We start from the raw sequence: 22,779 nt of genomic DNA on the forward strand, positions 1-22,779 counted from the left end.
GTGCCCAAGCTGCGCACCGGTCCTAGAGGAAGGTGTCCGAGTGTCCCGCCGCAGAATCGGCTTCTGGTACCGCCTGGCGGCGGTCATCGCAAAACCGCCGCTGGTAGTGCTCTTCAAGCGGGACTGGCGGGGAATGGATCACATTCCGGCCGAGGGCGGATTTATCACCGCCGTCAATCACAACTCGTATCTGGACCCGCTCTCCTACGCGCACTTCCAGTACAACACCGGCCGGGTACCCCGATTGCTCGCCAAGGCGGCCCTCTTCAAGGTCCCCATTGTCGGCGCGATCCTGCGCGGCAGCGGGCAGATCCCGGTCTACCGGGAGAGCACCAACGCCCTGGACGCATTCCGGGCCGCGGTGGACGCGATCGAGCGCGGCGAATGCGTGGCCTTTTACCCGGAGGGCACCCTCACCCGCGACCCCGACATGTGGCCGATGGCCGGCAAGACCGGCGCCGCCCGGGTCGCGCTGATCACCAGGGCTCCCGTCATTCCGGTGGCCCAGTGGGGCGCCAATCTCGCGATGCCGCCCTACGCGCGGGAGAACAAGGTCCAGTTCTTCCCCCGCAAGACCCTCCAGGTGCTGGCCGGACCGCCCGTCGACCTTTCCGCCTACTACGACCGGGAACCCACCCCGGAAGTGCTCAAGGAGGTCACCGAGGTCATCATGGCGGCCATCACCGGGCTGCTGGAGGAGGTGCGGGGAGAGACCGCGCCCGAGCGGCCGTACGACCATCGCAAGGCCAGGGCGGAACAGCGGCGCAAGGCCGCGGGGGAGGGCAAGAAGTGACACGTCCCGTGAAGGCAGCCGTATTCGGAACCGGCTCCTGGGGCACGGCCTTCGGCATGGTGCTCGCCGACGCCGGCTGCGAGGTGACCCTGTGGGGCCGCCGCCAGGAGCTGGCCGACGCCGTCAACACCGGCCGGACCAACCCCGACTACCTCCCGGGGATCGAACTCCCCGAGAACCTCCGCGCCACCACCGACCCGGCCGAGGCCGCGCGCGGCGCCGACTTCACCGTCCTCGCCGTCCCCTCCCAGACCCTGCGCGGAAACCTCGCCGAATGGGCGCCCCTGCTGGCCCCCGACACCGTGCTCGTCTCCCTGATGAAGGGCATCGAACTCGGCACCGCCAAGCGGATGAGCGAGGTCATCGAAGAGGTGGCCAAGGTCCCCTCGGCGCGCGTCGCCGTAGTCACCGGCCCCAACCTGGCCCGCGAGATCGCCGCCCGGCAGCCCGCCGCCTCCGTCGTCGCCTGCGTGGACGAGGCCGTGGCGCAGCGCCTTCAGGCCGCCTGCCACACCCCGTACTTCCGCCCGTACACCAACACCGACGTCGTCGGCTGCGAGCTCGGCGGCGCCGTCAAGAACGTCATCGGCCTCGCCGTCGGCATCGCGGACGGCATGGGCCTGGGCGACAACACCAAGGGCTCGCTCATCACCCGCGGCCTCGCCGAAACGACCCGGCTGGGCCTGGCGATGGGCGCCGACCCGCTCACCTTCTCCGGCCTCGCGGGCCTCGGCGACCTGGTCGCCACCTGCTCCTCGCCGCTCTCCCGGAACCACACCTTCGGCACCAACCTCGGCCGCGGGATGACCCTGGAGGAGGCCATCGCGGTCACCAAGCAGACCGCCGAGGGAGTCAAGTCCTGCCAGTCCGTGGCCGATCTGGCCCACCGGTACGGAGTGGACATGCCCATCACCGAGACGGTCGTGGACATCGTCCACCACGGCAAGCCGACCCTGGTCGCGCTGAAGGAACTGATGGGACGCAGCGCCAAACCGGAACGCCGCTGACTCCATTCCGGACGTCTGAGCGGGTACCCTCGTGGCGATATGAGCAGCGAGAACCTCCCCCAGACCCCTGAGCAGCAGGGCCGCAAGCCCCGCGTGGCCGTCGTGTTCGGCGGCCGCAGCTCGGAACACGCCATCTCGGTCGTCACGGCGGGCGCGGTGCTGCGCTCCATCGACCGCTCCAAGTACGAGGTGCTGCCCATCGGCATCACCACGGACGGCCGGTGGGCACTGACCGCCGACGAGCCCGCGCGGATGGCCATCGCCGACCGCAAGCTCCCGAGTGTCGAGGAGCTCGCCGACTCCGACGACGGCGCCGTCGTGCTCTCGGTCGACCCCGCCAGCCGCGAGGTCCTCTACACCGAGCCGGGCGCCGTCCCCAAGGCCCTGGGCGAGGTCGACGTCGTCTTCCCCGTCCTGCACGGCCCGTACGGCGAGGACGGCACCCTGCAGGGCCTCCTGGAGCTCTCCGGGGTCCCGTACGTCGGCTCGGGCGTCCTCGCCTCGGCCGTCGGCCAGGACAAGGACTACATGAAGCGGGTGTTCACGTCCTTCGGGCTGCGCGTCGGCCCGTACGTGACCATCCGCCCCCGCGAGTGGGAAGCCGACCGGGACGCCGCCGAGGCGAAGATCCTGGACTTCGCCGCCGAGCACGGCTGGCCGCTGTTCATCAAGCCCGCCCGGGCCGGCTCCTCCATCGGCATCACCAAGGTCGACGACGCCTCCGGCCTGGACGCGGCGGTCCGCGAGGCCCGGCGCCACGACCCGAAGATCATCGTGGAGGCGCTGCTGCGCGGCCGCGAGATCGAGTGCGGCGTCCTGGAATTCGAGGACGGTCCGCGCGCGAGCGCGCCCGCCGAGATCCCGCCGGTCTCCAGCCACGACTTCTACGACTTCGAGGCGAAGTACATCGACTCCGCCTCCGGGATCGTGCCCGCCCCGCTCACCCCGGAACAGACCGCCGAGGTGCAGCGGCTCGCGATCGAGGCCTTCGAGGCCGCGTCCTGCGAGGGCCTGGTGCGCGCCGACTTCTTCCTCACCGAGGACGGCGAGTTCGTCATCAACGAGATCAACACGATGCCGGGCTTCACCCCGATCTCGATGTACCCGCGGATGTGGCAGGAGTCGGGCATCGAGTACCAGGAGCTCGTGGACCTGCTGATCCAGGCCGCTCTGCGCCGCTCCACCGGGCTGCGCTAGCCGCCCGGGACGCCCGTACAGCCGACCGCCCGCCGAGCCCGCCCTCAAAAGCACGGTTCGGCGGGCGGCGGTGCGCTCGGCAGGAGCTCAGTAGGACGAGATGCCCTCGGGCACGGTCCCGGCGACGGCGGCGGACAGCCCGACCAGCATCCCCGCGTCCGTGGCATGCTCCTTGTCGACCCGGACCTCCGTGTACGCCAGCCGCAGCCCGGTGGTGAACCGGAAACCGCCGTCCGGGAGCTTCTCCAGCAGCCAGGCCACCCCGTTCACGTGGACGCCCTCCTGCTTCGGATCAGCCATCTTGGGGGGCTTGGGGATACCGCACCGCAGTACGATCGCCGAGCCGCCCCACGCGGCGGTCAGACCGGACTCCGGCTCGGTCGGGGTCCGCGCCAGGCCGGCCACCGTCTCCGGGAGCTCCTTGTGCAGTGCTGCACAGAACCCCGCGACGTCGGCGGGCGGCGTGGGCGGCGGGTCCACCCGGGCCTCGGAATCGCCCGGGGTACAGCCCGCGAGGGCCAGCAGGGCCAGCAGAGCGGGCAGACGGACGGGCCGGCGGTGGAGGGACATCACCGGCCAAGAGTAGACGGGGGCTACAGATGGACCACCGGGCAGGTCAAGGTGCGGGTGATCCCCTCCACCTGCTGGACCTTGGCCACGACCATGCGGCCGAGGTCGTCCACGGTGTCGGCCTGGGCGCGCACGATCACGTCGTACGGGCCCGTCACGTCCTCGGCCTGGATCACCCCCGGGATCTGGCCGATGGACTCGGCGACGAACGACGCCTTGCCCACTTCGGTCTGGATAAGGATGTACGCCTGTACCACGGAACCTCCAGGGCGGCCACGAGGATCATTTCCCCTAACCTTCGGGTGGGACTCCCGGGGGAAGAAGAGACGCCACGGTACCGCGTCGCCGTGCGCCGCGGGGAGACCTGCGGGCCCGGCGCCACGCACAGCGGGGCGTACGGAGAGCAGAAGTTGACGTATCTGTTGACGGTACCCAGAGCTGTGACGGCTCGCGACCGCAAGCGGACTGGGCAAGAAGGGGCACAGCGATGAAGGGCACTGTGGGCGAGCTGGGGGAGTTCGGGCTCATTCGGGAGCTCACCTCACGGCTCACCACCACCCCGGCGGTCCGGCTCGGTCCGGGCGACGACGCCGCGGTGGTGTCGGCCCCCGACCGGCGGGTCGTGGCGAGCACCGACATCCTGCTGGAGGGCAGGCACTTCCGGCGCGACTGGTCCACGGCCTACGACGTCGGCCGCAAGGCCGCCGCCCAGAACCTCGCCGACATCGCCGCCATGGGCGCGGTGCCGACCGCGCTGCTCCTCGGCCTCGTCGTCCCCGCCGAACTCCCGGTCACCTGGCCCACCGAGCTGATGGACGGCATCCGCGACGAGTGCCAGGTCGCCGGCGCGGCCGTGGTCGGGGGAGACGTCGTACGCGGCGACACCATCACCGTCGCCATCACCGCCCTCGGCGACCTGCGCAACCACGAACCCGTCCTGCGCTCCGGCGCCCAGCCCGGCGACGTCGTCGCCGTCACCGGCTGGCTGGGCTGGTCCGCGGCGGGCTTCGCCGTGCTCTCGCGCGGCTTCCGCTCCCCGCGGGCCTTCGTGGAGGCCCACCGGCGCCCCGAACCGCCGTACCACGCCGGCCCCGCGGCCGCCGGGCTCGGCGCCACCGCCATGACCGACGTCAGCGACGGCCTGATCGCCGACCTCGGGCACATCGCCGAGGCCAGCAAGGTACGGATCGACCTGCGCTCGGCGGCCGTCGACATCCCGACCCAGATGCACGACATCGGGCAGGCCGTCGGCGTGGACCCGCTGCAGTGGGTGCTCACCGGGGGAGAGGACCACGCGATCGTGGCCACCTTCCCGCCGGACGTGAAGCTCCCCGCCCGCTGGAAGGTCATCGGGGAGGTGCTGAACCGTTCCGCGCTGCCCCAGGTGACCGTGGACGGCGCCCCCTGGACCAGCACCGGAGGCTGGGACCACTTCGGGGCCGACCCGGCGACCGAGGACGGCGCGCTGTGACCAGCGCCCCGCCGCTGTGCCTGACCGTCGCCGGATCCGACTCCGGCGGCGGCGCGGGCATCCAGGCCGACCTCAAGACCATGCTGGCGCTCGGCGTGCACGGCATGAGCGTGGTGACCGCTGTGACCGCGCAGAACTCCCTCGGCGTACGGGGAGCCTGGGAGCTGCCCGCCGAGGCCGTGACGGCCCAGTACCGGGCCGTGGTGGACGACATCGGCGTCCAGGCCGTGAAGACCGGGATGCTCTCCTCGGCCGTGCTGGTGGAGACGGTGGCCGCGCTGCTGGCCGCCACCCCCGCCCCGGCCGTCGTGGACCCCGTGGGGGTCTCCAAGCACGGGGACGCGCTGCTGGCCGCCTCGGCGCTGGACGCCGTACGCCAGGAGCTGCTGCCGCGGGCCACCGTGGCCACGCCCAACCTGGACGAGGTGGCGCAGCTCACGGGCGTGGTGGTGGAGACCGAGGACGACATGCGGCGGGCCGCCGACGCGATCCTCGGCTACGGGCCCCGGTGGGCGCTGATCAAGGGCGGACACCTGGCGGCGCACGGGGACGAGGCCGTGGACCTGCTGACCGACGGAACCGAAGAACACTGGCTGCGGGCCCCGCGGCACGACAACCGGCACACCCACGGCACGGGCTGCACCCTGGCGAGCGCGGTCGCGGCGGGCCTGGCGAAGGGACTGTCCGTCCCGGAGGCGGTCAGGGCCGCCAAGGAGTACGTCACGGGCGCCATCGCCGCCGGCTTCGCGCTCGGCGGGGGCATCGGCCCGGTGGATCACGCCTGGCGGTGGCGCTGAGCCCCACCCGGTCCGGGAAAGGCAAAAGGCCGGTTCACCAGAGGTGAACCGGCCTTCCTTTTGGCAACCGGAAAGGGCTGCGCTACGACGTGAGGCGTCAGCGCGAGACCTTGCCGGCCTTGATGCACGAGGTGCAGGCGTTGAGGCGCTTCGGCGTCCCATTGACCACGGCACGGACGCGCTGGATGTTCGGGTTCCAGCGACGCGAGGTGCGGCGGTGCGAGTGGGAGATGTTGTTGCCGAAGCTCGGCCCCTTGGCGCAAACGTCGCAGTTGGCAGCCACAGGTCACTCCAAAGACTTCAGATGCAATTACAGTGAAACCGGCGCACCGGATCAGAGAGTCTGAAGTGGTTTGCCGGGGGAATGGCCCGACTCTCGTCGGGCAACCGGAGCAGCATACAACGACTGCGTCCGTCCAAGAAAACTACCATGACCGCCGCTGCCCGCGCCCCGTGGTCCGGACGCCCGGGCAGTCCTTGGTTACCCTGCGGTGAACCCTGGCCCGCACAAGGAGGAACGCCCGGTGCCGCACGAGCCGCAGCCGCAGCCCCCTGACGAGCTCGACGCCGAAGCGGTGCGCACCTGGAGCTCGCTCGCCCTGGCCGCACTGGGCCGGGCCCGCGAGGACATCGACGCGATCAACGTCTATCCCGTGGCCGACGCGGACACCGGCACCAACCTCTACCTCACCGCCGAATCGGCCGACCGCGCCCTGACGGCGGCCTTCGAGGACGAGGCCCTCGCCACGTCCGGTACCTCCCTGGCCGGGGCCGTACGGGCCTACGCGCGCGGGGCGCTCATCGGGGCCCGGGGGAACTCCGGGACGATCCTGGCGCAGCTCCTGCGCGGAGTGGCCGACGTACTCGGCGACGAGCCCGCGGGACGGGAGCCCGGCAGGCTGCTGGCCGAGGCGCTGACCCGGGCCGCGCAGGAGGCGTACGAGGCCGTCGCGCACCCGGTGGAGGGCACCATGCTCACCGTCGCCGCCGCGGCCGCGCGGGCCGGCGAGACCGCCGGGACCGCCGCCGGGACCGCCGCCGACGTGGCCCGGGCCGCCTACGACGCGGCCCGCGCCGCACTGGCCGAGACGCCCGGGCAGCTGGCCGCGCTGGGCCGGGCCGGGGTGGTCGACGCCGGGGGCTGCGGCCTGGTCGCCGTACTCGGGGCCCTGTGGCAGGCGCTCTCCGGCCAGGAACCGGCCGCCGAACCGGTGCGCGGCCGGGCCGTACCCGTACCGCAGACCCCGGAGCCCTGCGCGCAGGAGCAGGACGGGCCGGCGTACGAGGTGATCTACCTGCTGGAGGCCTCCGAGGCGGCCGTCGCAGAGCTGCGCGCACGGCTCGACGGGCTCGGCGACTCCCTGGTCGTGGTCGGCGGGGACGGGCTGTGGAACGTCCACGTCCACGTCGACGACCCGGGTGCGGCCGTGGAGGCCGGGGTCGTCGCCGGCCGGCCGTACCGGATACGCATCACGCACTTCGGCGACGAGCGGCGCCGGGGCCGTGGCGAGCGCGCCCAGCGGGCCGTGGTCGCCGTCGTCCCCGGCGAAGGGCTGGCCGTGCTGTGCGGGGAGGCGGGCGCGACCACCGTGCTCGCGCCCCCCGGGGAGGTCCCGGCCGTCGCGGAGCTCGTCGACGCCATCCGCCGCGCGCACGCCCGCGAGGTGGTCCTCCTGCCGGGCGGCGCCGAACTGCGCGCGGCCGCGGCCGCCGCGGCCGAACAGGCCCGCGCCGACGGCGTGCGCGTGGCCGTGATCCCCACCCGCTCCGCGGTGCAGGGCCTGGCCGCCCTCGCCGTGCACGACCCGGACGGCAGCTTCGACGAGGACGTCGTCGCGATGACCGCCGCGGCCGGCGCCACCCGCTACGCGGAACTGGCCGTCGCCGAACGGCAGTCCTTCACCTCGGCCGGCATCTGCCAGGCCGGCGACGTGCTCGGCCTCATCGACGGCGACGTCGCCGTCATCGGCGCGGGCCTGACCGAGACCGCCGAGGCCGTCCTGGAGCGGATGCTGGGCTCCGGCGGCGAACTCGTCACCCTGGTCCTGGGACCCGAGGTGCCGGACGCCCTCGCCGAGCGCCTGGAGGCCTACGTACAGCACGGGCACCTGGCCGTGGACACCGTCACCTACCGGGGCGGGCGGTACTCGGCCCCGCTCCTCATCGGCGTGGAGTAAGGGTCGAACAGCGGCCTTGTCAGCGGCATGGTGTGCAATGGAAGACGTGCCCGCGCTCGACGAAGACCTCAAGAAGACGCTCGGCCCCGCCACCGCCAAGGTGCTGGCCGAGCAGCTCGGCCTGCACACGGCCCTGGACCTGCTCCACCACTACCCCCGGCGGTACGCCGAGCGCGGTGAGCTGACCTCGCTGGCCGAGCTCGCCGACCAGATCGACGAGCACGTGACCGTCGTCGCCCAGGTCGCCGACGCCCGGATCCTGACCTTCAACGGGGGCCGCGGCAAACGGCTGGAGGTGACCATCACCGACGGCAGCGGCCGGCTCCAGCTGGTCTTCTTCGGCGCCGGCGTGCACAAGCCGCACAAGGACCTGCTACCCGGCAGCCGCGCGATGTTCGCCGGCAAGGTCTCGAAGTTCAACCACAAGCTCCAGCTGGCGCACCCCGCGTACGAGCCGCTCGGCGCGGACGCCTCCGACCGGGACGCGGCCACCGCCTTCGCCAACCAGCTCATCCCGATCTACCCGGCCTGCGCGAAGCTGGAGTCCTGGAAGATCGCCAAGTGCGTGGACGCGGTGCTGCCCGGTGTCCAGGAAGCCGTGGACCCGCTCCCCGCCTCCCTGCGCGAGGGCCGCGGGCTGGTCCCCCTCACCGAGGCCCTGCTGAAGATCCACCGGCCGGCCACCAAGGTCGACATCGACGACGCCCGCCAGCGCCTGAAGTGGGACGAGGCCTTCGTCCTGCAAGTGGCTCTGGCCCGCCGCCGGCACGCCGACTCCCAGCTCCCGGCCGTCCCCCGCCGCCCCACCCCCGGCGGTCTGCTCGACTCCTTCGACGCCAAGCTCCCCTTCACCCTCACCGAGGGCCAGCAGACCGTGTCGAAGGAGATCTTCGACGACCTCTCCACCAGCCACCCCATGCACCGCCTGCTCCAGGGCGAGGTCGGCAGCGGCAAGACGATGGTGGCCCTGCGGGCCATGCTCGCCGTCGTGGACTCCGGCGGGCAGGCCGCGATGCTCGCGCCCACCGAGGTACTCGCGCAGCAGCACCACCGCTCCATCACCGAGATGATGGGCGAGCTCGCCGAGGGCGGCATGCTCGGCGGCTCCGACCAGGGCACCAAGGTCGTGCTGCTCACCGGGTCGATGGGGATGCCCGCGCGACGGCAGGCGCTGCTCGACCTGGTCACCGGCGAGGCCGGGATCGTGATCGGCACGCACGCGCTGATCGAGGACAAGGTGCAGTTCCACGACCTCGGCCTGGTCGTCGTGGACGAACAGCACCGCTTCGGCGTCGAGCAGCGCGACGCGCTCCGGTCCAAGGGGAAGCAGCCGCCGCACCTGCTGGTGATGACCGCGACCCCGATCCCGCGCACCGTCGCCATGACCGTCTTCGGCGACCTGGAGACCTCGGTCCTCGACCAGCTGCCCGCCGGGCGCTCGCCGATCGCCACCCACGTGGTGCCGGCCAAGGACAAGCCGCACTTCCTCACGCGGGCGTGGGAGCGGGTGCGCGAGGAGGTGGAGAACGGGCACCAGGCGTATGTGGTGTGCCCGCGCATCGGTGACGGGGAGGACGAGCCCAAGAAGAAGAAGGCCTCCGCGGAGGACGAGGCCGAGAAGCGGCCCCCGCTCGCCGTCCTGGACATCGCCGAGCAGCTCACGCGCGGACCGCTGGCCGGGCTGGGCGTGGAGGTGCTGCACGGCCGGATGGACCCGGCCGACAAGGACGACGTCATGCGCCGGTTCGCGGCCGGCGAGGTCAAGGTGCTGGTCGCCACCACCGTCATCGAGGTCGGGGTGAACGTGCCGAACTCCACGGTCATGGTGATCATGGACGCGGACCGGTTCGGGGTCTCCCAGCTCCACCAGCTGCGCGGCCGCGTCGGCCGCGGCTCCGCGCCCGGCCTGTGCCTGCTGGTCAGCGAGATGCACGAGGCGAGCCCCGCCCGGGCCCGGCTGGCCGCGGTCGCCGCCACCCTCGACGGCTTCGAGCTGTCCCGGATCGACCTGGAGCAGCGCCGCGAGGGCGATGTGCTCGGGCAGGCCCAGTCGGGGGTGCGCTCCTCGCTGCGGATGCTCGCCGTCATCGAGGACGAGGAGGTCATCGCCCAGGCCCGGGAGGAGGCCACACGCGTCGTCGCCGACGATCCCGAACTGGAGCGGCTGCCCGGCCTGCGGACCGCCCTGGAGGCTCTGCTGGACACCGAGCGGGAGCAGTACCTGGAGAAGGGCTGACAATGGGGGTGCCGATACCTCCGAAGATTGAAGGACCCCCCAGATGACCCGCGTGATCGCCGGCAGCGCCGGCGGGCGACGGCTGGCCGTGCCCCCGGGCACCGGCACCCGGCCGACCTCGGACCGGATGCGCGAAGGGCTCTTCTCCACCTGGGAGTCGCTGCACGGCGTCGAAGGGGCCCGGGTCCTCGACCTGTACGGCGGCTCCGGCGCCGTCGGCCTGGAGGCCCTCTCGCGCGGCGCCGCCCACGCCCTGCTGGTCGAGGCCGACACCAAGGCCGCCAAGGCGATCCGCGACAACATCAAGGCGCTGGACCTGCCCGGAGCCGAGTTCCGGTCGGGCAAGGCCGAGCAGATCGTGGCGGCCACCGCGTCCGGGGACCCGTACGACATCGTCTTCCTGGACCCGCCGTACGCCGTGGACCACGGCGATCTCCGGGAGATCCTCCTCACACTCCGGTCCAATGGCTGGCTCACCGGCGATGCGCTCGTCACCGTGGAGCGCAGCACCAGGAGCGGCGCCTTCCCGTGGCCCGAGGGCTTCGAGCCGCTCCGGTCGCGGAAGTACGGCGAGGGCACCCTTTGGTACGGTCGCGCCGCCTTCACCAGCGAAGACTCATGAACGAGGGAGTTCAGTTGCGCCGCGCCGTCTGTCCGGGGTCCTTCGACCCCATCACCAACGGACACCTCGACATCATCGGACGCGCCTCCCGGCTCTACGACGTGGTCCACGTCGCCGTGATGATCAACCAGTCCAAGCAGGGACTGTTCACCGTCGAGGAGCGGATCGAGCTGATCCGCGAGGCGACGGCGGACTACGGGAACGTCCAGGTGGAGTCCTTCCACGGCCTGCTCGTCGACTTCTGCAAGCAGCGGGACATCCCGGCCATCGTCAAGGGCCTGCGCGCCGTCAGCGACTTCGACTACGAGCTCCAGATGGCCCAGATGAACATGGGGCTGTCGGGCGTCGAGACGCTCTTCGTGCCGACGAACCCCACCTACAGCTTCCTGTCGTCCTCGCTGGTCAAGGAGGTCGCCGCCTGGGGCGGCGACGTGGCCCACCTGCTGCCGGCGCACGTGCACACGGCGCTGATGGAGCGGCTGCGCAACCGCTGAGCCACTGACGGTCCGTCAGTCAGTGTCGGGGGCCCGCCCGCTGGCCTTACAGTCGACCCGTCCGTCTCAGGAACCGCCTGAGGCCGAGAGAGTGCGAGCCCCCATGGACGTGCAGAAGAAGCTCGACGAGATCGTCGCGGCCGTCGGCGGCGCCCGGTCCATGCCCATGTCGGCCTCCTGCGTGATCAACCGCGCCGAGCTGCTCGCCCAGCTCGAAGAGGTCCGCCAGGCGCTCCCCGGCTCGCTCGCGCAGGCGCAGGAGCTCATCGGCGGCCGGGAGCAGATGGTCGAGGAGGCCCGCCGGGAGGCGGAGCGGATCATCGAGTCCGCCCACAACCAGCGCGGTTCGCTGATCTCCGACACCGAGATCGCCCGGCGCTCCCAGGCCGAGGCGGACCGGATCCTGGACGAGGCCCGCCGGGAGGCCGAGGAGATCCGGGCCGAGGCCGACGACTACGTCGACAGCAAGCTCGCCAACTTCGAGGTCGTGCTGACCAAGACCATCGGCTCGGTGGACCGCGGCCGCGAGAAACTGCTGGGCCGCGGTCCGGGGCTGGACGAGCACGGCTACCCCGACGCGGACGCGCCCGAGCGCAGCCACGACCCCGAGACGCAGCGGCAGCAGGCGGACGCGTACGTGGACACCAAGCTGGCGACCTTCGAGGCGGTGCTCTCCAAGACCCTGGAGGCCGTCGGGCGCGGCCGGCAGAAGCTGCTGGGCCGGGTGCCCACGGACGACCTCGGCGCGCACATGGCCGCCCAGGACGCGGCGGGCGCCCAGCAGACCCGCTCGTCGAGCGACGCGGACTTCCTGGCCGGCCTGGCCGAGCCCCAGCAGGTCCGGGCGCCGATCCCGGCGCAGCCGGAGCCGGTGTACGACACGTACTCCTACCAGCAGCCCCAGCAGCAGGACGGGTACGCCTACCAGGGCCACCAGGACCCCTATGCCGGGTACCAGCAGCAGCCAGACCCCTACGCGGGCTATCAGCAGCAGCCGGACCCGTACGCCGCGTACCAGGAGCCGCAGGCGCCGCAGCCCTCGCTCGACGAGACCAGCTTCTTCGACACGAGCATGATCAACCTGGACCAGCTGCGCCAGTACGAACAGGGGCGCTAGGCCCGGATTGGGCGCAGAGCGCGGTGCCGGGTATCCTGGCTGTTCGGTCGCGCGTATGCACCGCGATCCATGCTGCCCTTAAGCGGCGGAATTTTTGATCTTTAGCGATCCGTGAAAGCAGGAACGGCCCTGAATACCCGCCTCGACCACCGCAACCCCCTCGTGTTCGACACACACGAGCTGGGTCGGCGTCCTGGTGCCATGCAGCGGCTGTCCCGTGAGATCGCGGCACCGGCGGACCTCGGTCTCGCCGGGGTCATCGGGGTACCGGAAGGCACCCCGCTGAAGCTCAAGCTCCGCCTGGAGTCGGTCATGGAAGGGGTGCTTGTCACAGGCACCGCCCGTGCATCGGCCGTAGGGGAGTGCGTAAGGTGTCTGGAGTCCGTCGAGCGCGAGCTCAAGGCGGACTTCCAGGAGATGTTCTCGTACCCTGACGCCGACGACCGGAGCCGCTCCAAGGCGGAACCGGCCGACGACGCCGAGGACGACGAGGACACGCTCTTCCTCGAGGACGGTTTGTTCGACCTCGAACCCGTGCTGCGCGACGTGGTGGTGCTCGCACTGCCGCTGCAGCCGGTGTGCCGGGAGGACTGTCTCGGACTGTGCCCCGATTGCGGGCTCAGCCTGAACGACGACCCGGACCACCACCATGACGCCGTCGACATCCGTTGGGCGGCATTGCAAGGACTCGTCGTGACCGATCAGGACGGCGAGAAGGACAACATGAGCGGCACTGCCTCTGACGGAGTTCAGGGCGCCGCCGAGAAGCAGGAGAAGTAGCCGTGGCTGTTCCGAAGCGGAAGATGTCGCGCAGCAACACGCGCCACCGCCGGTCGCAGTGGAAGGCTGCGGTCCCCACCCTGGTTTCGTGTGAGCGTTGCCAGGAGCCGAAGCTCCAGCACATTGCGTGCCCGAGCTGCGGCACCTACAACAAGCGCCAGGTCCTCGAGGTCTGAGCGGCTGGTGAGAGGCGCAATGTCTGAGCTGTCCAACGCTGAGAAGCAGGCAGACAGTAACAACGCGGCCTCGTCCCACACGCTTCTGGAAGGGCGGCTCGGGTATCAACTCGAGTCCGCCCTTCTGGTGCGTGCACTGACCCACCGCTCGTACGCGTACGAGAACGGCGGTCTGCCCACCAACGAACGGCTGGAGTTCCTCGGGGACTCCGTGCTGGGCCTGGTGGTCACGGACACGCTGTACACGACCCACCCCGATCTTCCCGAAGGCCAGCTGGCCAAGCTTCGGGCCGCGGTGGTCAACTCGCGCGCACTGGCGGAGGTCGGGCGCGGCCTCGAACTCGGCTCCTTCATCCGGCTCGGCCGGGGCGAAGAGGGCACGGGCGGCCGGGACAAGGCCTCCATCCTCGCCGATACCCTTGAAGCGGTGATCGGCGCGGTCTACCTCGACCAGGGCCTCGACGCGGCCTCGGAGCTGGTTCACCGGCTCTTCGACCCGCTCATCGAGAAGTCCTCGAACCTCGGAGCCGGCCTGGACTGGAAGACCAGTCTCCAGGAGCTCACGGCGGCCGAAGGTCTTGGCGTACCGGAATACCTGGTCACCGAGACCGGTCCGGACCACGAGAAGACCTTCACTGCTGCCGCCCGCGTCGGTGGTGTCTCGTACGGCACCGGCACCGGCCGCAGCAAGAAGGAAGCGGAACAGCAGGCGGCGGAATCCGCCTGGCGCGGTATCCGTACCGCGGCGGACGAGCGGATCGCGGCGGAAGCCGCTGCCGCCGCCGCTCCTGCGGTCGAGGTCCCGGTCTCGGCCGGGACCGGGACCGAAGCCGAGGACGGCGGGGCGCCGAAGCCCGCCGACACGGCCCAGGACGCCTGACCCTTCCTTCGGGATCCCCCCGCCCCGCCCTTGCCCCGCAAGGGCGGGGCGGTCCCGTTTCCCGGGCGCCGCGGCGGGGCCGGTAGGCTCGGCGGCAGCGCCCAGAACCGCATCGCCACCGGAGGAACACCGTGCCCGAGCTGCCCGAGGTCGAGGTCGTGCGGCGGGGGCTGGAGCGCTGGGTGGCCGGGCGGACCGTCGAGGCCGTCGAGGTCCTGCACCCGCGGGCCGTACGGCGCCATCCGGGCGGCGGGGCCGACTTCGCGGCGCGCCTCACCGGGCAGACCATCGGGGTGCCGCAGCGGCGCGGGAAGTACCTGTGGCTGCCCCTGCCGGAGCGGGACCTGTCCGTCCTGGGGCATCTGGGAATGAGCGGGCAGCTGCTCGTACAGCCCGAGGATGCCCCGGACGAGAAGCACCTGCGGATCCGGGTCCGGTTCGACGACGGCGCCGGCACCGAGCTGCGCTTCGTGGACCAGCGGACCTTCGGTGGGCTCTCGCTGCACGAGAACACGCCCGACGGGCTGCCCGACGTCATCGCGCACATCGCGCGCGACCCCCTGGACCCGCTGTTCGACGAGGGCGCCTACCACCTGGCGCTGCGCGCCAAGCGGACCACGGTCAAGCGGGCGCTGCTGGACCAGTCCCTGATCAGCGGGGTCGGCAACATCTACGCGGACGAGGCGCTGTGGCGCGCCAAGCTGCACTACGAGCGCCTCACCGCCACCCTCACGCGCCCCCGGAGCGCGGAACTCCTCGGCCATGTCCGGGACGTCATGAACGCCGCCCTCGACGTGGGCGGCACGAGCTTCGACAGCCTCTACGTCAACGTGAACGGGGAGTCCGGCTACTTCGACCGTTCGCTCGACGCCTACGGGCGCGAGGACGAGCCCTGCCGGCGCTGCGGCACACCGATGCGCCGCCGCCCCTGGATGAACAGGTCCAGCTACTTCTGCCCGCGCTGTCAGCGGGCTCCGCGCGTGTCGTCGTAGGTCTGCCGGGCGGTCAGCACCTCCGGCATGCTCCCCTCCAGGAAGTGGATGAGCGAGAGCAGACGGTCCGCCACCTCGACGCCGAGCGGGGTCAGTTCGTAGTCCACGCGGGGCGGGTTCGTCGGCTGTGCCTCGCGATTGACGATGCCGTCGCGCTCCAGCGCGTGCAGGGTCTGGGAGAGCATCTTCTCGCTCACGCCCTCCACCCGGCGGCGCAGCTCGTTGAAGCGGCACGGGCCCTCGCGCAGCGCGCCCACGGTGAGGCTGCCCCAGCGGCCGGTGACGTGCTCCAGGGTCTCGCGGGACGGGCAGGCACGCGCGAATGCGTCGAACGGTAGTTCGCATCCGGCGGCGTCGGTACAGACGGCTGGTGTGTCCATGGGAAGAGCGTACCTCCGTGCAGCGCTATCCACTGGGTTGCGCTTTCGAAAAGTTAGTGATTGTCTTTCCTTCGTCGCACCACGCCCCGTGTGCGGCGAGCACTTCTCCGAGGGAGAGAACCGCCTTGTCCGGAACCACGCACACCCCCGTCGTCTCGATCGCCTACCACTCCGGCTACGGTCACACCGCCGTCGTGGCAGAGGCGGTCCGCAACGGCGCCGCCGAGGCCGGCGCTACGGTCCACCTGATCAAGGTCGACGAGATCGACGACGCGCAGTGGGCGCTGCTCGACGCGTCCGACGCGATCGTCTTCGGCTCCCCGACCTACATGGGCACCGCCTCCGGCGCCTTCCACGTGTTCGCCGAGGCCACCTCGAAGCGCTGGTTCGGTGACGTCTGGCAGGACAAGGTGGCGGCCGGCTTCACGAACTCCGCCTCCAAGAGCGGCGACAAGCTGCACACCCTGCAGTTCTTCCAGATCCTGGCCGCGCAGCACGGCATGAGCTGGGTCAACCTGGGTCTGAAGCCGGGCTGGAACTCCAGCACCGCCTCGGAGAACGACCTCAACCGCCTCGGCGTCTTCGCCGGCGCCGCCGCCCAGTCCAACTCGGACGAGGGCGCGGACGCGGTCCACAAGGCCGACATCGCGACGGCCGAGCACCTGGGCCGCCGCGTCGCCGAGCACACCCGCGTCGTCGTCGCGGGCCGCGCGGCCCTGGCCGCGCTCTAGATCCCCGGGCCTTCGGACGCGGGGGGACCAGAACTAGAAGCCGAAGTCCTGGGTCCACCAGGGGCCGCCGGCGGCGATGTGGGCGCCGACGCCCAGGGTGCGGAACTCGCAGTTGAGGATGTTCGCCTTGTGGCCCGGGCTGTTCATCCAGGCGTTCATCACGGCCTGGGCGTCGCCCTGGCCGCGGGCTATGTTCTCGCCGCCGAGGCCCGAGATCCCGGCCTTGGTCGCCCGGTCCCAGGGGGTGTTGCCGTCGGGGTCGGTGTGGTCGAAGAAGCCGCGGACCGCCATGTCCTTGCTGAAGGCTCCGGCCAGCGCCGCCAGCGGCGGGTTCGCCCGGACCGGTCCGCACCCGGCCTGGGCGCGCTCCTGGTTCACCAGGGTCACCACGGCCGCCTCCTCGGCGGAGTGGCCGTCATCGGCCGTCGGCGGGGTGGTCGGCACCTTGACGGGCGGCTTCGACGGGACGGGAACGGGCTTGGCCGGGGCCTTGGCGGACGGCTTCGCGGAGGGCTTCGCGGACGGCTTCGCGGAAGGCGAGGCGCTCGGCGCGGCCGCGGCGGAAGCCGACGCCGACGGGCTCGGCGAGGCGGAGGGGGAAGCGGAGGGAGAGGGAGAGGCGGAGGGGGAAGGCGAGGCCGACGGGCCGGCGGTGCCGGCGCCGGTGCCCGCGGAGGCGCGGCCGGACAGGTTGGCGAGGCCCCCCTGCTGCTCCAGCGCGCTGCCGACGGGGGCCGGCGAGGCCTTCGCCCGGGCCTCCGTCGTGCCGGCGGAACCCGAACCGTCGACCCCCACATAGGGGAAGGAGCTGCCGACCGGCACCATGCCGGTGGTGACGGCCGCCGTCCCGAGGGCCACGGCCACCGAGACGCCCAGCAGGCCGGTACGCAGGGCGGTGCCGCGCTTGCCGCCGCGGTGCGGTGCGGCGTGGAGTCGGTGGCGTCCCATCGGCGTCGTGCCTTCCTTACCTGGTCAAGATCGTCCCTTACTCACCCAAACGGGTGAGTTCATTGGTCCGGGACTGTACGCCATGGGGCCAGGGGGCGATGTGCCCCGAAAGTGTTTGCCCGGTTAGCGTTCACGCATGAATGAAGATGTCCGCCTGATCGCCTGGGTGCGCGGTCGTGTGCAGGGAGTGGGCTTCCGCTGGTTCACCAGGGAGAACGCTCTGGAGATCGGCGGAGTCGTCGGCTTCGCGCTCAATCTCGACGACGGGCGAGTGCAGGTGGTGGCGGAAGGTCAACGTGAGAATTGCCACCGGCTGCTCGACTGGCTGTGCTCGGCCGACACGCCCGGCGAGGTGGACGGAGTGACAGAGATCTGGGGCACACCGCGCGGTGGCTATGACGGTTTCGCGATCAGATGACCGATCGCCTGATCATGTACTGATCACACCCCGGGATCGTCCGCACACGGTCGGATCTGCGCATTCTCCGTCGACGCGTTGCCGACGCGCACGATCCGTGGAAGGCTCGGAGACGAGGATGATCTCCACGCCCCTTGCGGGGCCCGGGCTGCCCGCCGATACGGGGCGTGATCGTGTTGACCGTCAAACTTTTTGGTGAGACGCTGGAAGCCCCGCGCACCTGAGCTGTTTGGCAGTGTTGGCAGTAGTAAGCGCAGTGACTGTCAGTCGCTGCCGGACATCCGCGGGTGCGATTCCCTCACGACCCACACCGCTTCGGTCGGTCACTCAGTGTGGAGGACCATCCATCATGGCAAAGGCGCTTCTCGGTTACGTCGGCGGTTCCGATCCGCGACTCCTCGCCGAGATGCGACGGCTTCAGCAGCGCGTCCAGGACCTTGAGTCCGAGCTCGTACGGATTCAGTCCGAAAATGACGCGCTGAACGCGGCCGCCGCTCAGCACGACGGAGACTCGCTGCTCGACAGCATCGAGATCGACGTACCCCAGGCGGAGCCTGCGCTCACCTGATCCGCACGATTCGTCGCTCGAATCCAGCCCCGCATGATCTGCAAGGGACGCTCCGGCGTCCCTTCTTTCTTTCGACGCCGCGCCCCACGGCATGAGGCCAGGTGGGGGGCTGATTCCTTTAACGTCAGTTGTGCCCTGCACCTTCATGGGTGAAACCGAACGCGAAAGGTAGAGTCCGGCGGCGTGCACCTCAAGTCCCTGACCCTGCGCGGCTTCAAATCCTTTGCATCCGCCACCACCCTGCGCTTCGAACCCGGCATCACCTGCGTCGTGGGTCCGAACGGCTCTGGCAAGTCCAACGTGGTGGACGCGCTGTCCTGGGTCATGGGCGAACAAGGGGCCAAATCCCTGCGCGGCGGGAAGATGGAAGACGTCATCTTCGCCGGAACCACCGGGCGTCCGCCGCTCGGGCGCGCCGAGGTCTCCCTCACGATCGACAACTCCGACGGCGCGCTGCCCATCGACTACGCCGAAGTCACCATCACCCGGATCATGTTCCGCGGCGGCAGCAGCGAGTACCAGATCAACGGCGACACCTGCCGCCTGCTCGACATCCAGGAGCTGCTCTCCGACTCCGGTATCGGCCGCGAGATGCACGTCATCGTCGGACAGGGCCAGCTGGACTCCGTCCTGCACGCCGATCCCATGGGGCGCCGCGCCTTCATCGAGGAGGCGGCCGGCGTACTGAAGCACCGCAAGCGCAAGGAGAAGGCGCTGCGGAAGCTGGACGCGATGCAGGCCAACCTCGCGCGCGTACAGGACCTGAACGAAGAGCTGCGGCGCCAGCTCAAGCCCCTGGGCCGGCAGGCCGCGGTGGCCCGGCGCGCGGCGGTCATCCAGGCGGACCTGCGGGACGCGCGGCTGCGGCTGCTCGCCGACGACCTGGTCACGCTGCGGCGCGCGCTCGACGCGGAGCTCGCGGACGAGGCGGCGCTGAAGGAGCGCAAGGAGGCCGCCGAGGCGCGGCTCGCGGAGGCGCTGCGCCGCGAGGCGGAACTGGAGGAGGCCGTACGGGAGCTCGCGCCGCGCCTCCAGCGGGCGCAGCAGACCTGGTACGAGCTCTCGCAGCTCGCCGAGCGGGTACGCGGGACCGCGTCCCTGGCCGACGCGCGGGTCAAGAGCGCGACCGCCCCCGCGGAGGAGGAGCGGAGGGGGCGCGACCCGGAGGACATGGAGAGGGAGGCCGCCCGGATCCGCGAGCAGGAGGCGGAGCTGACGGCGGCGCTGGAAGCGGCCTCCCACGCGCTGGAGGACACGGCCGCGCACCGGGCGGAGCTTGAGCGGGCACTGGCCGGGGAGGAACGGCGGCTGCGGGACGCGGCGCGGGCCATCGCGGACCGGCGCGAGGCGCTGGCCCGGCTGACGGGGCGGCTAGGCGCGGCCCGCTCCCGGGCGGGCGCGGCGCAGGCCGAGATCGACCGGCTCGTCGCGGCGCGGGATGAGGCCGAGGCCCGGGCGGTGGCGGCGCAGGAGGAGTACGAGGCCCTGGCGGAGGAGGTCGGCGGCCTCGACGACACCTCGGTGGAAGGCGAGTACGAGGCCGCCCGGGCCGCGCTGGCGGCCGTGGAGGCCGAACTCGCGGCGGCGCGGGACGCGGTGACGGAGGCCGAGCGTTCGCGCGCGGCGGTCTCCGCGCGGCGGGACGCGCTGGCGCTCGGGCTGCGCCGCAAGGACGGTACGGGGGCGCTGCTCGCGGCGCGGGAGCGGCTGGCCGGGCTGCTGGGACCGGCGGCGGAGCGGCTGTCGGTGACCCCGGGGTACGAGGCGGCGGTGGCCGCCGCGCTGGGCTCGGCGGCGGACGCGCTGGCGGTGGCGTCGCCGGGGGCGGCGGCCGAGGCCCTGCGCCACCTCCGCGCCGCCGACGCCGGCCGCGCCACCCTCCTGATCACCCCACCCCCCACCCTTCCGCTCCCGCTCCAGCCCCCGTCGCCCTCGCCCGCCCCATCGGCCCTGCCACTGCCGGGCCAGGCCCCGTCCCCCGACCCGGGCGCCCTGCCGGGCGGGGCCGCGGATCCTGCCGGGCCGGCTGCCCTGTCGGACCAGGGCCCGTCGGGCTGCTCCGTTCCGTCGGCCCCGTCCCTGCCGGGCCAGAGCCAGAGCCAGGGCCCGGGCCTTGGGTCGGCCGCCGCTGCGGACGTCGTTCCCGGCCAGGCTTCCGCCGAGGCCGGGGGCGTCTTCCCCCACCCCGCCCCTTCCCGAAACCGGGCTCTGCCCGGACCCGCGCCTCAATCGCCGGCGGGGCTGGAGCTGCCCTGCGGGCAGTCCAGCCCCGCCAGGCACCATTCAGCCCCGCCGGCGATTGAGGCGCGGGGTCTGGGGCCGAGCCCCAGCAGCGGGCCCGCGGCCGGAGCCAGCAGCGGGCCCGCGGCCGGGGCCAGCAGCGGGCCCGCGGCCGGGGCCAGCAGCGGGCCCGCGGCCGGGGCCAGCAGCGGGCCCGCGGCCGGAGCCGTCGGCGGACCCGCGGCCGGAGCCAGCAGCGGGCCCGCGGCCGGAGCCGTCAGCGGACCCGCGGCCGGAGCCGTCGGAGGAGCCGTGGGTGTGCCCGTGGCGGGGCTGGTCGAGGGGGACGTCGAGGTGCGGCGGGCCGTCGGGTGGGTCCTGCGGGACCACTTCGTGGTCGGGACGCTCGACGAGGCCGAGGCCCTGGTCGCCGCGCGGCCCGACGCGGTGGCCGTGACCCGGGACGGCGACGTTCTCGGCGCGCACGTCGCGCACGGCGGCTCCGCCGGCGCGCCCAGCCTGATCGAGGTACAGGCCGCCGTCGACGAGGCTGCGGCGGAGCTGGCCCGGCTGGACGGGCAGTGCCTGGAGCTGGCCGGGGTACAGGCGGCCGCCCAGACCCGGCGGCAGGACGCGGCTGCCCTGGTCGAGGAGCTCGCCGAACGCCGGCGGGCCGGCGAGCAGGCCCGCGCCGGGGTCGCGCAGCAGCTCGGGCGGCTCGCCGGGCAGGCGAAGGGGGCCGCTGGCGAGGCCGAGCGCAGTACCGCCGCCGCGGCCAAGGCCCAGGACGCGCTGGAGCAGGCGCTGATGGACGTGGAGGAGTGCGCGGAGCAACTGGCGACGGCCGAGGAGATGCCGGTCGAGGAGGAGCCCGACACCGCGGTACGGGACCGGCTCGCCGCCGACGGGGCCAACGCCCGGCAGACCGAGATGGAGGCCCGGCTCCAGCTCAGGACCCACGAGGAGCGGGTCAAGGGGCTGGCCGGAAGGGCCGACTCGCTCGACCGGGCGGCCCGCGCGGAACGGGAGGCCCGCACCCGCGCCGAGCGCCGCCGGGCCCGGCTGCGCCACGAGGCGGAAGTGGCCCGGGCCGTCGCCGACGGAGCCCGGCAGCTGCTCGCGCACGTGGAGGTCTCGCTGCGCAGGGCCGACGAGGAGCGCACCGGGGCCGAGTACGCCAAGGGCCTGCGCGAGCGGGAGCTCGCCGGGGCCAGGAACAGCGGCCGGGACCTGAAGGGCGAGCTCGACAAGCTCACCGACTCCGTGCACCGCGGGGAGGTGCTCGGCGCCGAGAAGCGGCTGCGCATCGAGGCCGTGGAGGCCAAGGCGCTGGAGGAGTTCGGCATGGAGGCCGCCGGGCTCGTCGCCGAGTACGGGCCCGACCAGCCGGTTCCGCCGTCGCCGCCCGCCGAGGGCGAGGCGCTGCCCGAGGATCCGCAGCACCCCCGGAACCTGCCCGGCCCCTTCGCCCGCGCCCAGCAGGAGAAGCGGCTCAAGGCGGCCGAGCGCGCCTACCAGCAGCTCGGCAAGGTCAACCCGCTCGCGCTGGAGGAGTTCGCGGCGCTGGAGGAGCGCCACCAGTTCCTCAGCGAGCAGTTGGAGGACCTGCGCAAGACCCGTGCCGACCTTCTCCAAGTGGTGAAAGAGGTCGACGAGCGCGTCGAGCAGGTCTTCACCGAGGCGTACCGGGACACGGCCCGGGAGTTCGAGGGGGTCTTCTCGCGGCTGTTCCCCGGCGGCGAGGGCCGGCTGGTCCTCACCGACCCCGACAACATGCTGACCACCGGGGTCGACGTGGAGGCCCGCCCGCCGGGCAAGAAGGTCAAGCGGCTGTCGCTGCTCTCGGGCGGCGAGCGTTCGCTGACGGCCGTGGCCCTGCTGGTGTCCATCTTCAAGGCGCGGCCCAGCCCGTTCTACGTGATGGACGAGGTCGAGGCCGCGCTCGACGACACCAACCTGCAGCGGCTGATCCGGATCATGGAGGAGCTCCAGGAGAGCTCGCAGCTGATCGTCATCACGCACCAGAAGCGGACGATGGAGGTCGCCGACGCGCTCTACGGCGTCTCGATGCAGGGCGACGGGGTCTCGAAGGTCATCAGCCAGCGGCTGCGCTGACCACTTCGAAGGCGTCTCTTCAGGAAGTGAACACTGTGGCTCTCTTCACTCGCGCTTGACGGGTCTGCATCGCCTATTGACTTCAGAAAG

Annotated in this window: 23 protein-coding genes; 18 read left to right on the top strand and 5 right to left on the bottom strand. The window is 72.1% G+C overall.

The genetic code is table 11. The features are described 5' to 3' along the window. Positions 1–40 precede the first annotated feature (40 nt). Genes ACGFYQ_RS06745 through ACGFYQ_RS06755 form a run of 3 tightly spaced genes read left to right on the top strand, consistent with a single transcriptional unit; the run spans position 41 to position 2,997 of the window. Complete coding sequence (locus tag ACGFYQ_RS06745; protein WP_393740635.1) at positions 41–793, top strand: lysophospholipid acyltransferase family protein; 753 nt, start codon at positions 41–43, stop codon at positions 791–793. Continuing rightward, on the top strand, positions 790–1,800 hold the full coding sequence (locus tag ACGFYQ_RS06750) for an NAD(P)H-dependent glycerol-3-phosphate dehydrogenase (protein ID WP_393740637.1): 1,011 nt from the start codon (positions 790–792) through the stop codon (positions 1,798–1,800). The genes ACGFYQ_RS06745 and ACGFYQ_RS06750 overlap by 4 nt, the downstream gene beginning before the upstream one ends. A gap of 39 nt (positions 1,801–1,839) precedes the next feature. Beyond that, positions 1,840–2,997 carry a D-alanine--D-alanine ligase family protein gene (locus tag ACGFYQ_RS06755; protein ID WP_393740639.1) on the top strand — a complete coding sequence of 386 codons (1,158 nt, stop codon included), beginning with the start codon at positions 1,840–1,842 and terminating at the stop codon, positions 2,995–2,997. A gap of 87 nt (positions 2,998–3,084) precedes the next feature. Here the strand turns inward: ACGFYQ_RS06755 and ACGFYQ_RS06760 are convergent, their stop codons facing one another. Both ACGFYQ_RS06760 and ACGFYQ_RS06765 read right to left on the bottom strand, forming a co-directional pair. Beyond that, positions 3,085–3,567: a DUF3515 family protein gene (locus ACGFYQ_RS06760; protein ID WP_393740641.1), complete on the bottom strand. Its 483-nt coding sequence runs from the start codon at positions 3,565–3,567 to the stop codon at positions 3,085–3,087. Positions 3,568–3,590: 23 nt separating this feature from the next. Further along, positions 3,591–3,824 (bottom strand): Lrp/AsnC family transcriptional regulator, encoded by a 234-nt coding sequence (locus ACGFYQ_RS06765; protein WP_030011290.1) that lies wholly within the window; start codon positions 3,822–3,824, stop codon positions 3,591–3,593. Between the two features lie 230 nt (positions 3,825–4,054). Here ACGFYQ_RS06765 and ACGFYQ_RS06770 point away from each other — a divergent pair, with 230 nt between their 5' ends. Next, positions 4,055–5,038: a thiamine-phosphate kinase gene (locus ACGFYQ_RS06770; RefSeq protein WP_393740643.1), complete on the top strand. Its 984-nt coding sequence runs from the start codon at positions 4,055–4,057 to the stop codon at positions 5,036–5,038. Beyond that, entirely contained in the window at positions 5,035–5,835 is an 801-nt protein-coding gene (gene thiD / locus ACGFYQ_RS06775) for a bifunctional hydroxymethylpyrimidine kinase/phosphomethylpyrimidine kinase (protein ID WP_393740645.1), read from the top strand. Before ACGFYQ_RS06770 ends, thiD begins: the two co-directional genes overlap by 4 nt. A gap of 97 nt (positions 5,836–5,932) precedes the next feature. Here the strand turns inward: thiD and rpmB are convergent, their stop codons facing one another. Next, positions 5,933–6,118, bottom strand: coding sequence for a 50S ribosomal protein L28 (gene rpmB / locus ACGFYQ_RS06780; RefSeq protein ID WP_007266795.1), 186 nt, complete (start codon positions 6,116–6,118; stop codon positions 5,933–5,935). Positions 6,119–6,359: 241 nt separating this feature from the next. On the opposite strand from rpmB, the gene ACGFYQ_RS06785 reads away from it, so the two are divergent. From ACGFYQ_RS06785 to mutM, 9 genes are all read left to right on the top strand, one after another. Then, positions 6,360–8,012, top strand: a complete 1,653-nt coding sequence (locus tag ACGFYQ_RS06785) for a DAK2 domain-containing protein (RefSeq protein ID WP_393740647.1) — start codon at positions 6,360–6,362, stop codon at positions 8,010–8,012. Positions 8,013–8,049: 37 nt separating this feature from the next. Continuing rightward, entirely contained in the window at positions 8,050–10,248 is a 2,199-nt protein-coding gene (gene recG, locus ACGFYQ_RS06790) for an ATP-dependent DNA helicase RecG (protein WP_393740649.1), read from the top strand. A 43-nt stretch (positions 10,249–10,291) separates the two neighbouring features. Continuing rightward, positions 10,292–10,870, top strand: coding sequence for a 16S rRNA (guanine(966)-N(2))-methyltransferase RsmD (rsmD, locus tag ACGFYQ_RS06795; RefSeq protein ID WP_393740651.1), 579 nt, complete (start codon positions 10,292–10,294; stop codon positions 10,868–10,870). 14 nt (positions 10,871–10,884) lie between these two features. Then, the gene (gene coaD, locus ACGFYQ_RS06800; RefSeq protein ID WP_393740940.1) at positions 10,885–11,364 is read left to right on the top strand and encodes a pantetheine-phosphate adenylyltransferase; all 480 of its coding nucleotides are present in this window, start codon (positions 10,885–10,887) and stop codon (positions 11,362–11,364) included. A gap of 103 nt (positions 11,365–11,467) precedes the next feature. Then, a complete protein-coding gene (locus tag ACGFYQ_RS06805) occupies positions 11,468–12,481 on the top strand; it encodes a cell division initiation protein (RefSeq protein WP_393740653.1) in 1,014 nt (337 codons plus the stop codon). Between the two features lie 111 nt (positions 12,482–12,592). Further along, on the top strand, positions 12,593–13,261 hold the full coding sequence (locus ACGFYQ_RS06810; protein WP_393740655.1) for a YceD family protein: 669 nt from the start codon (positions 12,593–12,595) through the stop codon (positions 13,259–13,261). Positions 13,262–13,263: 2 nt separating this feature from the next. Beyond that, on the top strand, positions 13,264–13,437 hold the full coding sequence (gene rpmF / locus ACGFYQ_RS06815; protein ID WP_003965982.1) for a 50S ribosomal protein L32: 174 nt from the start codon (positions 13,264–13,266) through the stop codon (positions 13,435–13,437). A 19-nt stretch (positions 13,438–13,456) separates the two neighbouring features. Further along, positions 13,457–14,317 (top strand): ribonuclease III, encoded by an 861-nt coding sequence (gene rnc, locus ACGFYQ_RS06820; RefSeq protein WP_393740657.1) that lies wholly within the window; start codon positions 13,457–13,459, stop codon positions 14,315–14,317. 131 nt (positions 14,318–14,448) lie between these two features. Beyond that, the gene (gene mutM / locus ACGFYQ_RS06825) at positions 14,449–15,309 is read left to right on the top strand and encodes a bifunctional DNA-formamidopyrimidine glycosylase/DNA-(apurinic or apyrimidinic site) lyase (RefSeq protein ID WP_393740659.1); all 861 of its coding nucleotides are present in this window, start codon (positions 14,449–14,451) and stop codon (positions 15,307–15,309) included. Here mutM and ACGFYQ_RS06830 read toward each other — a convergent pair. Continuing rightward, positions 15,282–15,689, bottom strand: a complete 408-nt coding sequence (locus ACGFYQ_RS06830; protein ID WP_393740661.1) for a winged helix-turn-helix transcriptional regulator — start codon at positions 15,687–15,689, stop codon at positions 15,282–15,284. The genes mutM and ACGFYQ_RS06830 overlap by 28 nt on opposite strands. A 125-nt stretch (positions 15,690–15,814) precedes the next feature. On the opposite strand from ACGFYQ_RS06830, the gene ACGFYQ_RS06835 reads away from it, so the two are divergent. Then, positions 15,815–16,420 (top strand): flavodoxin family protein, encoded by a 606-nt coding sequence (locus ACGFYQ_RS06835; RefSeq protein WP_393740663.1) that lies wholly within the window; start codon positions 15,815–15,817, stop codon positions 16,418–16,420. Positions 16,421–16,453: 33 nt separating this feature from the next. Here the strand turns inward: ACGFYQ_RS06835 and ACGFYQ_RS06840 are convergent, their stop codons facing one another. Next, on the bottom strand, positions 16,454–17,368 hold the full coding sequence (locus tag ACGFYQ_RS06840; RefSeq protein WP_393740665.1) for a CAP domain-containing protein: 915 nt from the start codon (positions 17,366–17,368) through the stop codon (positions 16,454–16,456). A 136-nt stretch (positions 17,369–17,504) separates the two neighbouring features. On the opposite strand from ACGFYQ_RS06840, the gene ACGFYQ_RS06845 reads away from it, so the two are divergent. From ACGFYQ_RS06845 to ACGFYQ_RS06855, 3 genes are all read left to right on the top strand, one after another. Continuing rightward, complete coding sequence (locus ACGFYQ_RS06845; RefSeq protein ID WP_393740667.1) at positions 17,505–17,786, top strand: acylphosphatase; 282 nt, start codon at positions 17,505–17,507, stop codon at positions 17,784–17,786. 349 nt (positions 17,787–18,135) lie between these two features. Continuing rightward, positions 18,136–18,354, top strand: a complete 219-nt coding sequence (locus ACGFYQ_RS06850) for a hypothetical protein (RefSeq protein WP_069922122.1) — start codon at positions 18,136–18,138, stop codon at positions 18,352–18,354. A gap of 183 nt (positions 18,355–18,537) precedes the next feature. After that, positions 18,538–22,689 (top strand): AAA family ATPase, encoded by a 4,152-nt coding sequence (locus ACGFYQ_RS06855; protein WP_393740670.1) that lies wholly within the window; start codon positions 18,538–18,540, stop codon positions 22,687–22,689. Positions 22,690–22,779 lie beyond the last annotated feature (90 nt).

Origin of the sequence: Streptomyces sp. NPDC048258, from assembly GCF_043201995.1 — a bacterium.
GTDB lineage: Bacteria > Actinomycetota > Actinomycetes > Streptomycetales > Streptomycetaceae > Streptomyces.

What these genes read in the sequence shown, in the direction of transcription:
- ACGFYQ_RS06755 (WP_393740639.1), top strand. Translation starts at nt 1,840, where the DNA reads ATGAGCAGCGAGAACCTCCCCCAGACCCCTGAGCAGCAGGGCCGCAAG.
- ACGFYQ_RS06760 (WP_393740641.1), bottom strand. Translation starts at nt 3,567, where the DNA reads ATGTCCCTCCACCGCCGGCCCGTCCGTCTGCCCGCTCTGCTGGCCCTG.
- ACGFYQ_RS06770 (WP_393740643.1), top strand. Translation starts at nt 4,055, where the DNA reads ATGAAGGGCACTGTGGGCGAGCTGGGGGAGTTCGGGCTCATTCGGGAG.
- recG (WP_393740649.1), top strand. Translation starts at nt 8,050, where the DNA reads ATGGAAGACGTGCCCGCGCTCGACGAAGACCTCAAGAAGACGCTCGGC.
- rsmD (WP_393740651.1), top strand. Translation starts at nt 10,292, where the DNA reads ATGACCCGCGTGATCGCCGGCAGCGCCGGCGGGCGACGGCTGGCCGTG.
- ACGFYQ_RS06805 (WP_393740653.1), top strand. Translation starts at nt 11,468, where the DNA reads ATGGACGTGCAGAAGAAGCTCGACGAGATCGTCGCGGCCGTCGGCGGC.
- rnc (WP_393740657.1), top strand. Translation starts at nt 13,457, where the DNA reads ATGTCTGAGCTGTCCAACGCTGAGAAGCAGGCAGACAGTAACAACGCG.
- ACGFYQ_RS06830 (WP_393740661.1), bottom strand. Translation starts at nt 15,689, where the DNA reads ATGGACACACCAGCCGTCTGTACCGACGCCGCCGGATGCGAACTACCG.
- ACGFYQ_RS06840 (WP_393740665.1), bottom strand. Translation starts at nt 17,368, where the DNA reads ATGGGACGCCACCGACTCCACGCCGCACCGCACCGCGGCGGCAAGCGC.
- ACGFYQ_RS06845 (WP_393740667.1), top strand. Translation starts at nt 17,505, where the DNA reads ATGAATGAAGATGTCCGCCTGATCGCCTGGGTGCGCGGTCGTGTGCAG.
- ACGFYQ_RS06850 (WP_069922122.1), top strand. Translation starts at nt 18,136, where the DNA reads ATGGCAAAGGCGCTTCTCGGTTACGTCGGCGGTTCCGATCCGCGACTC.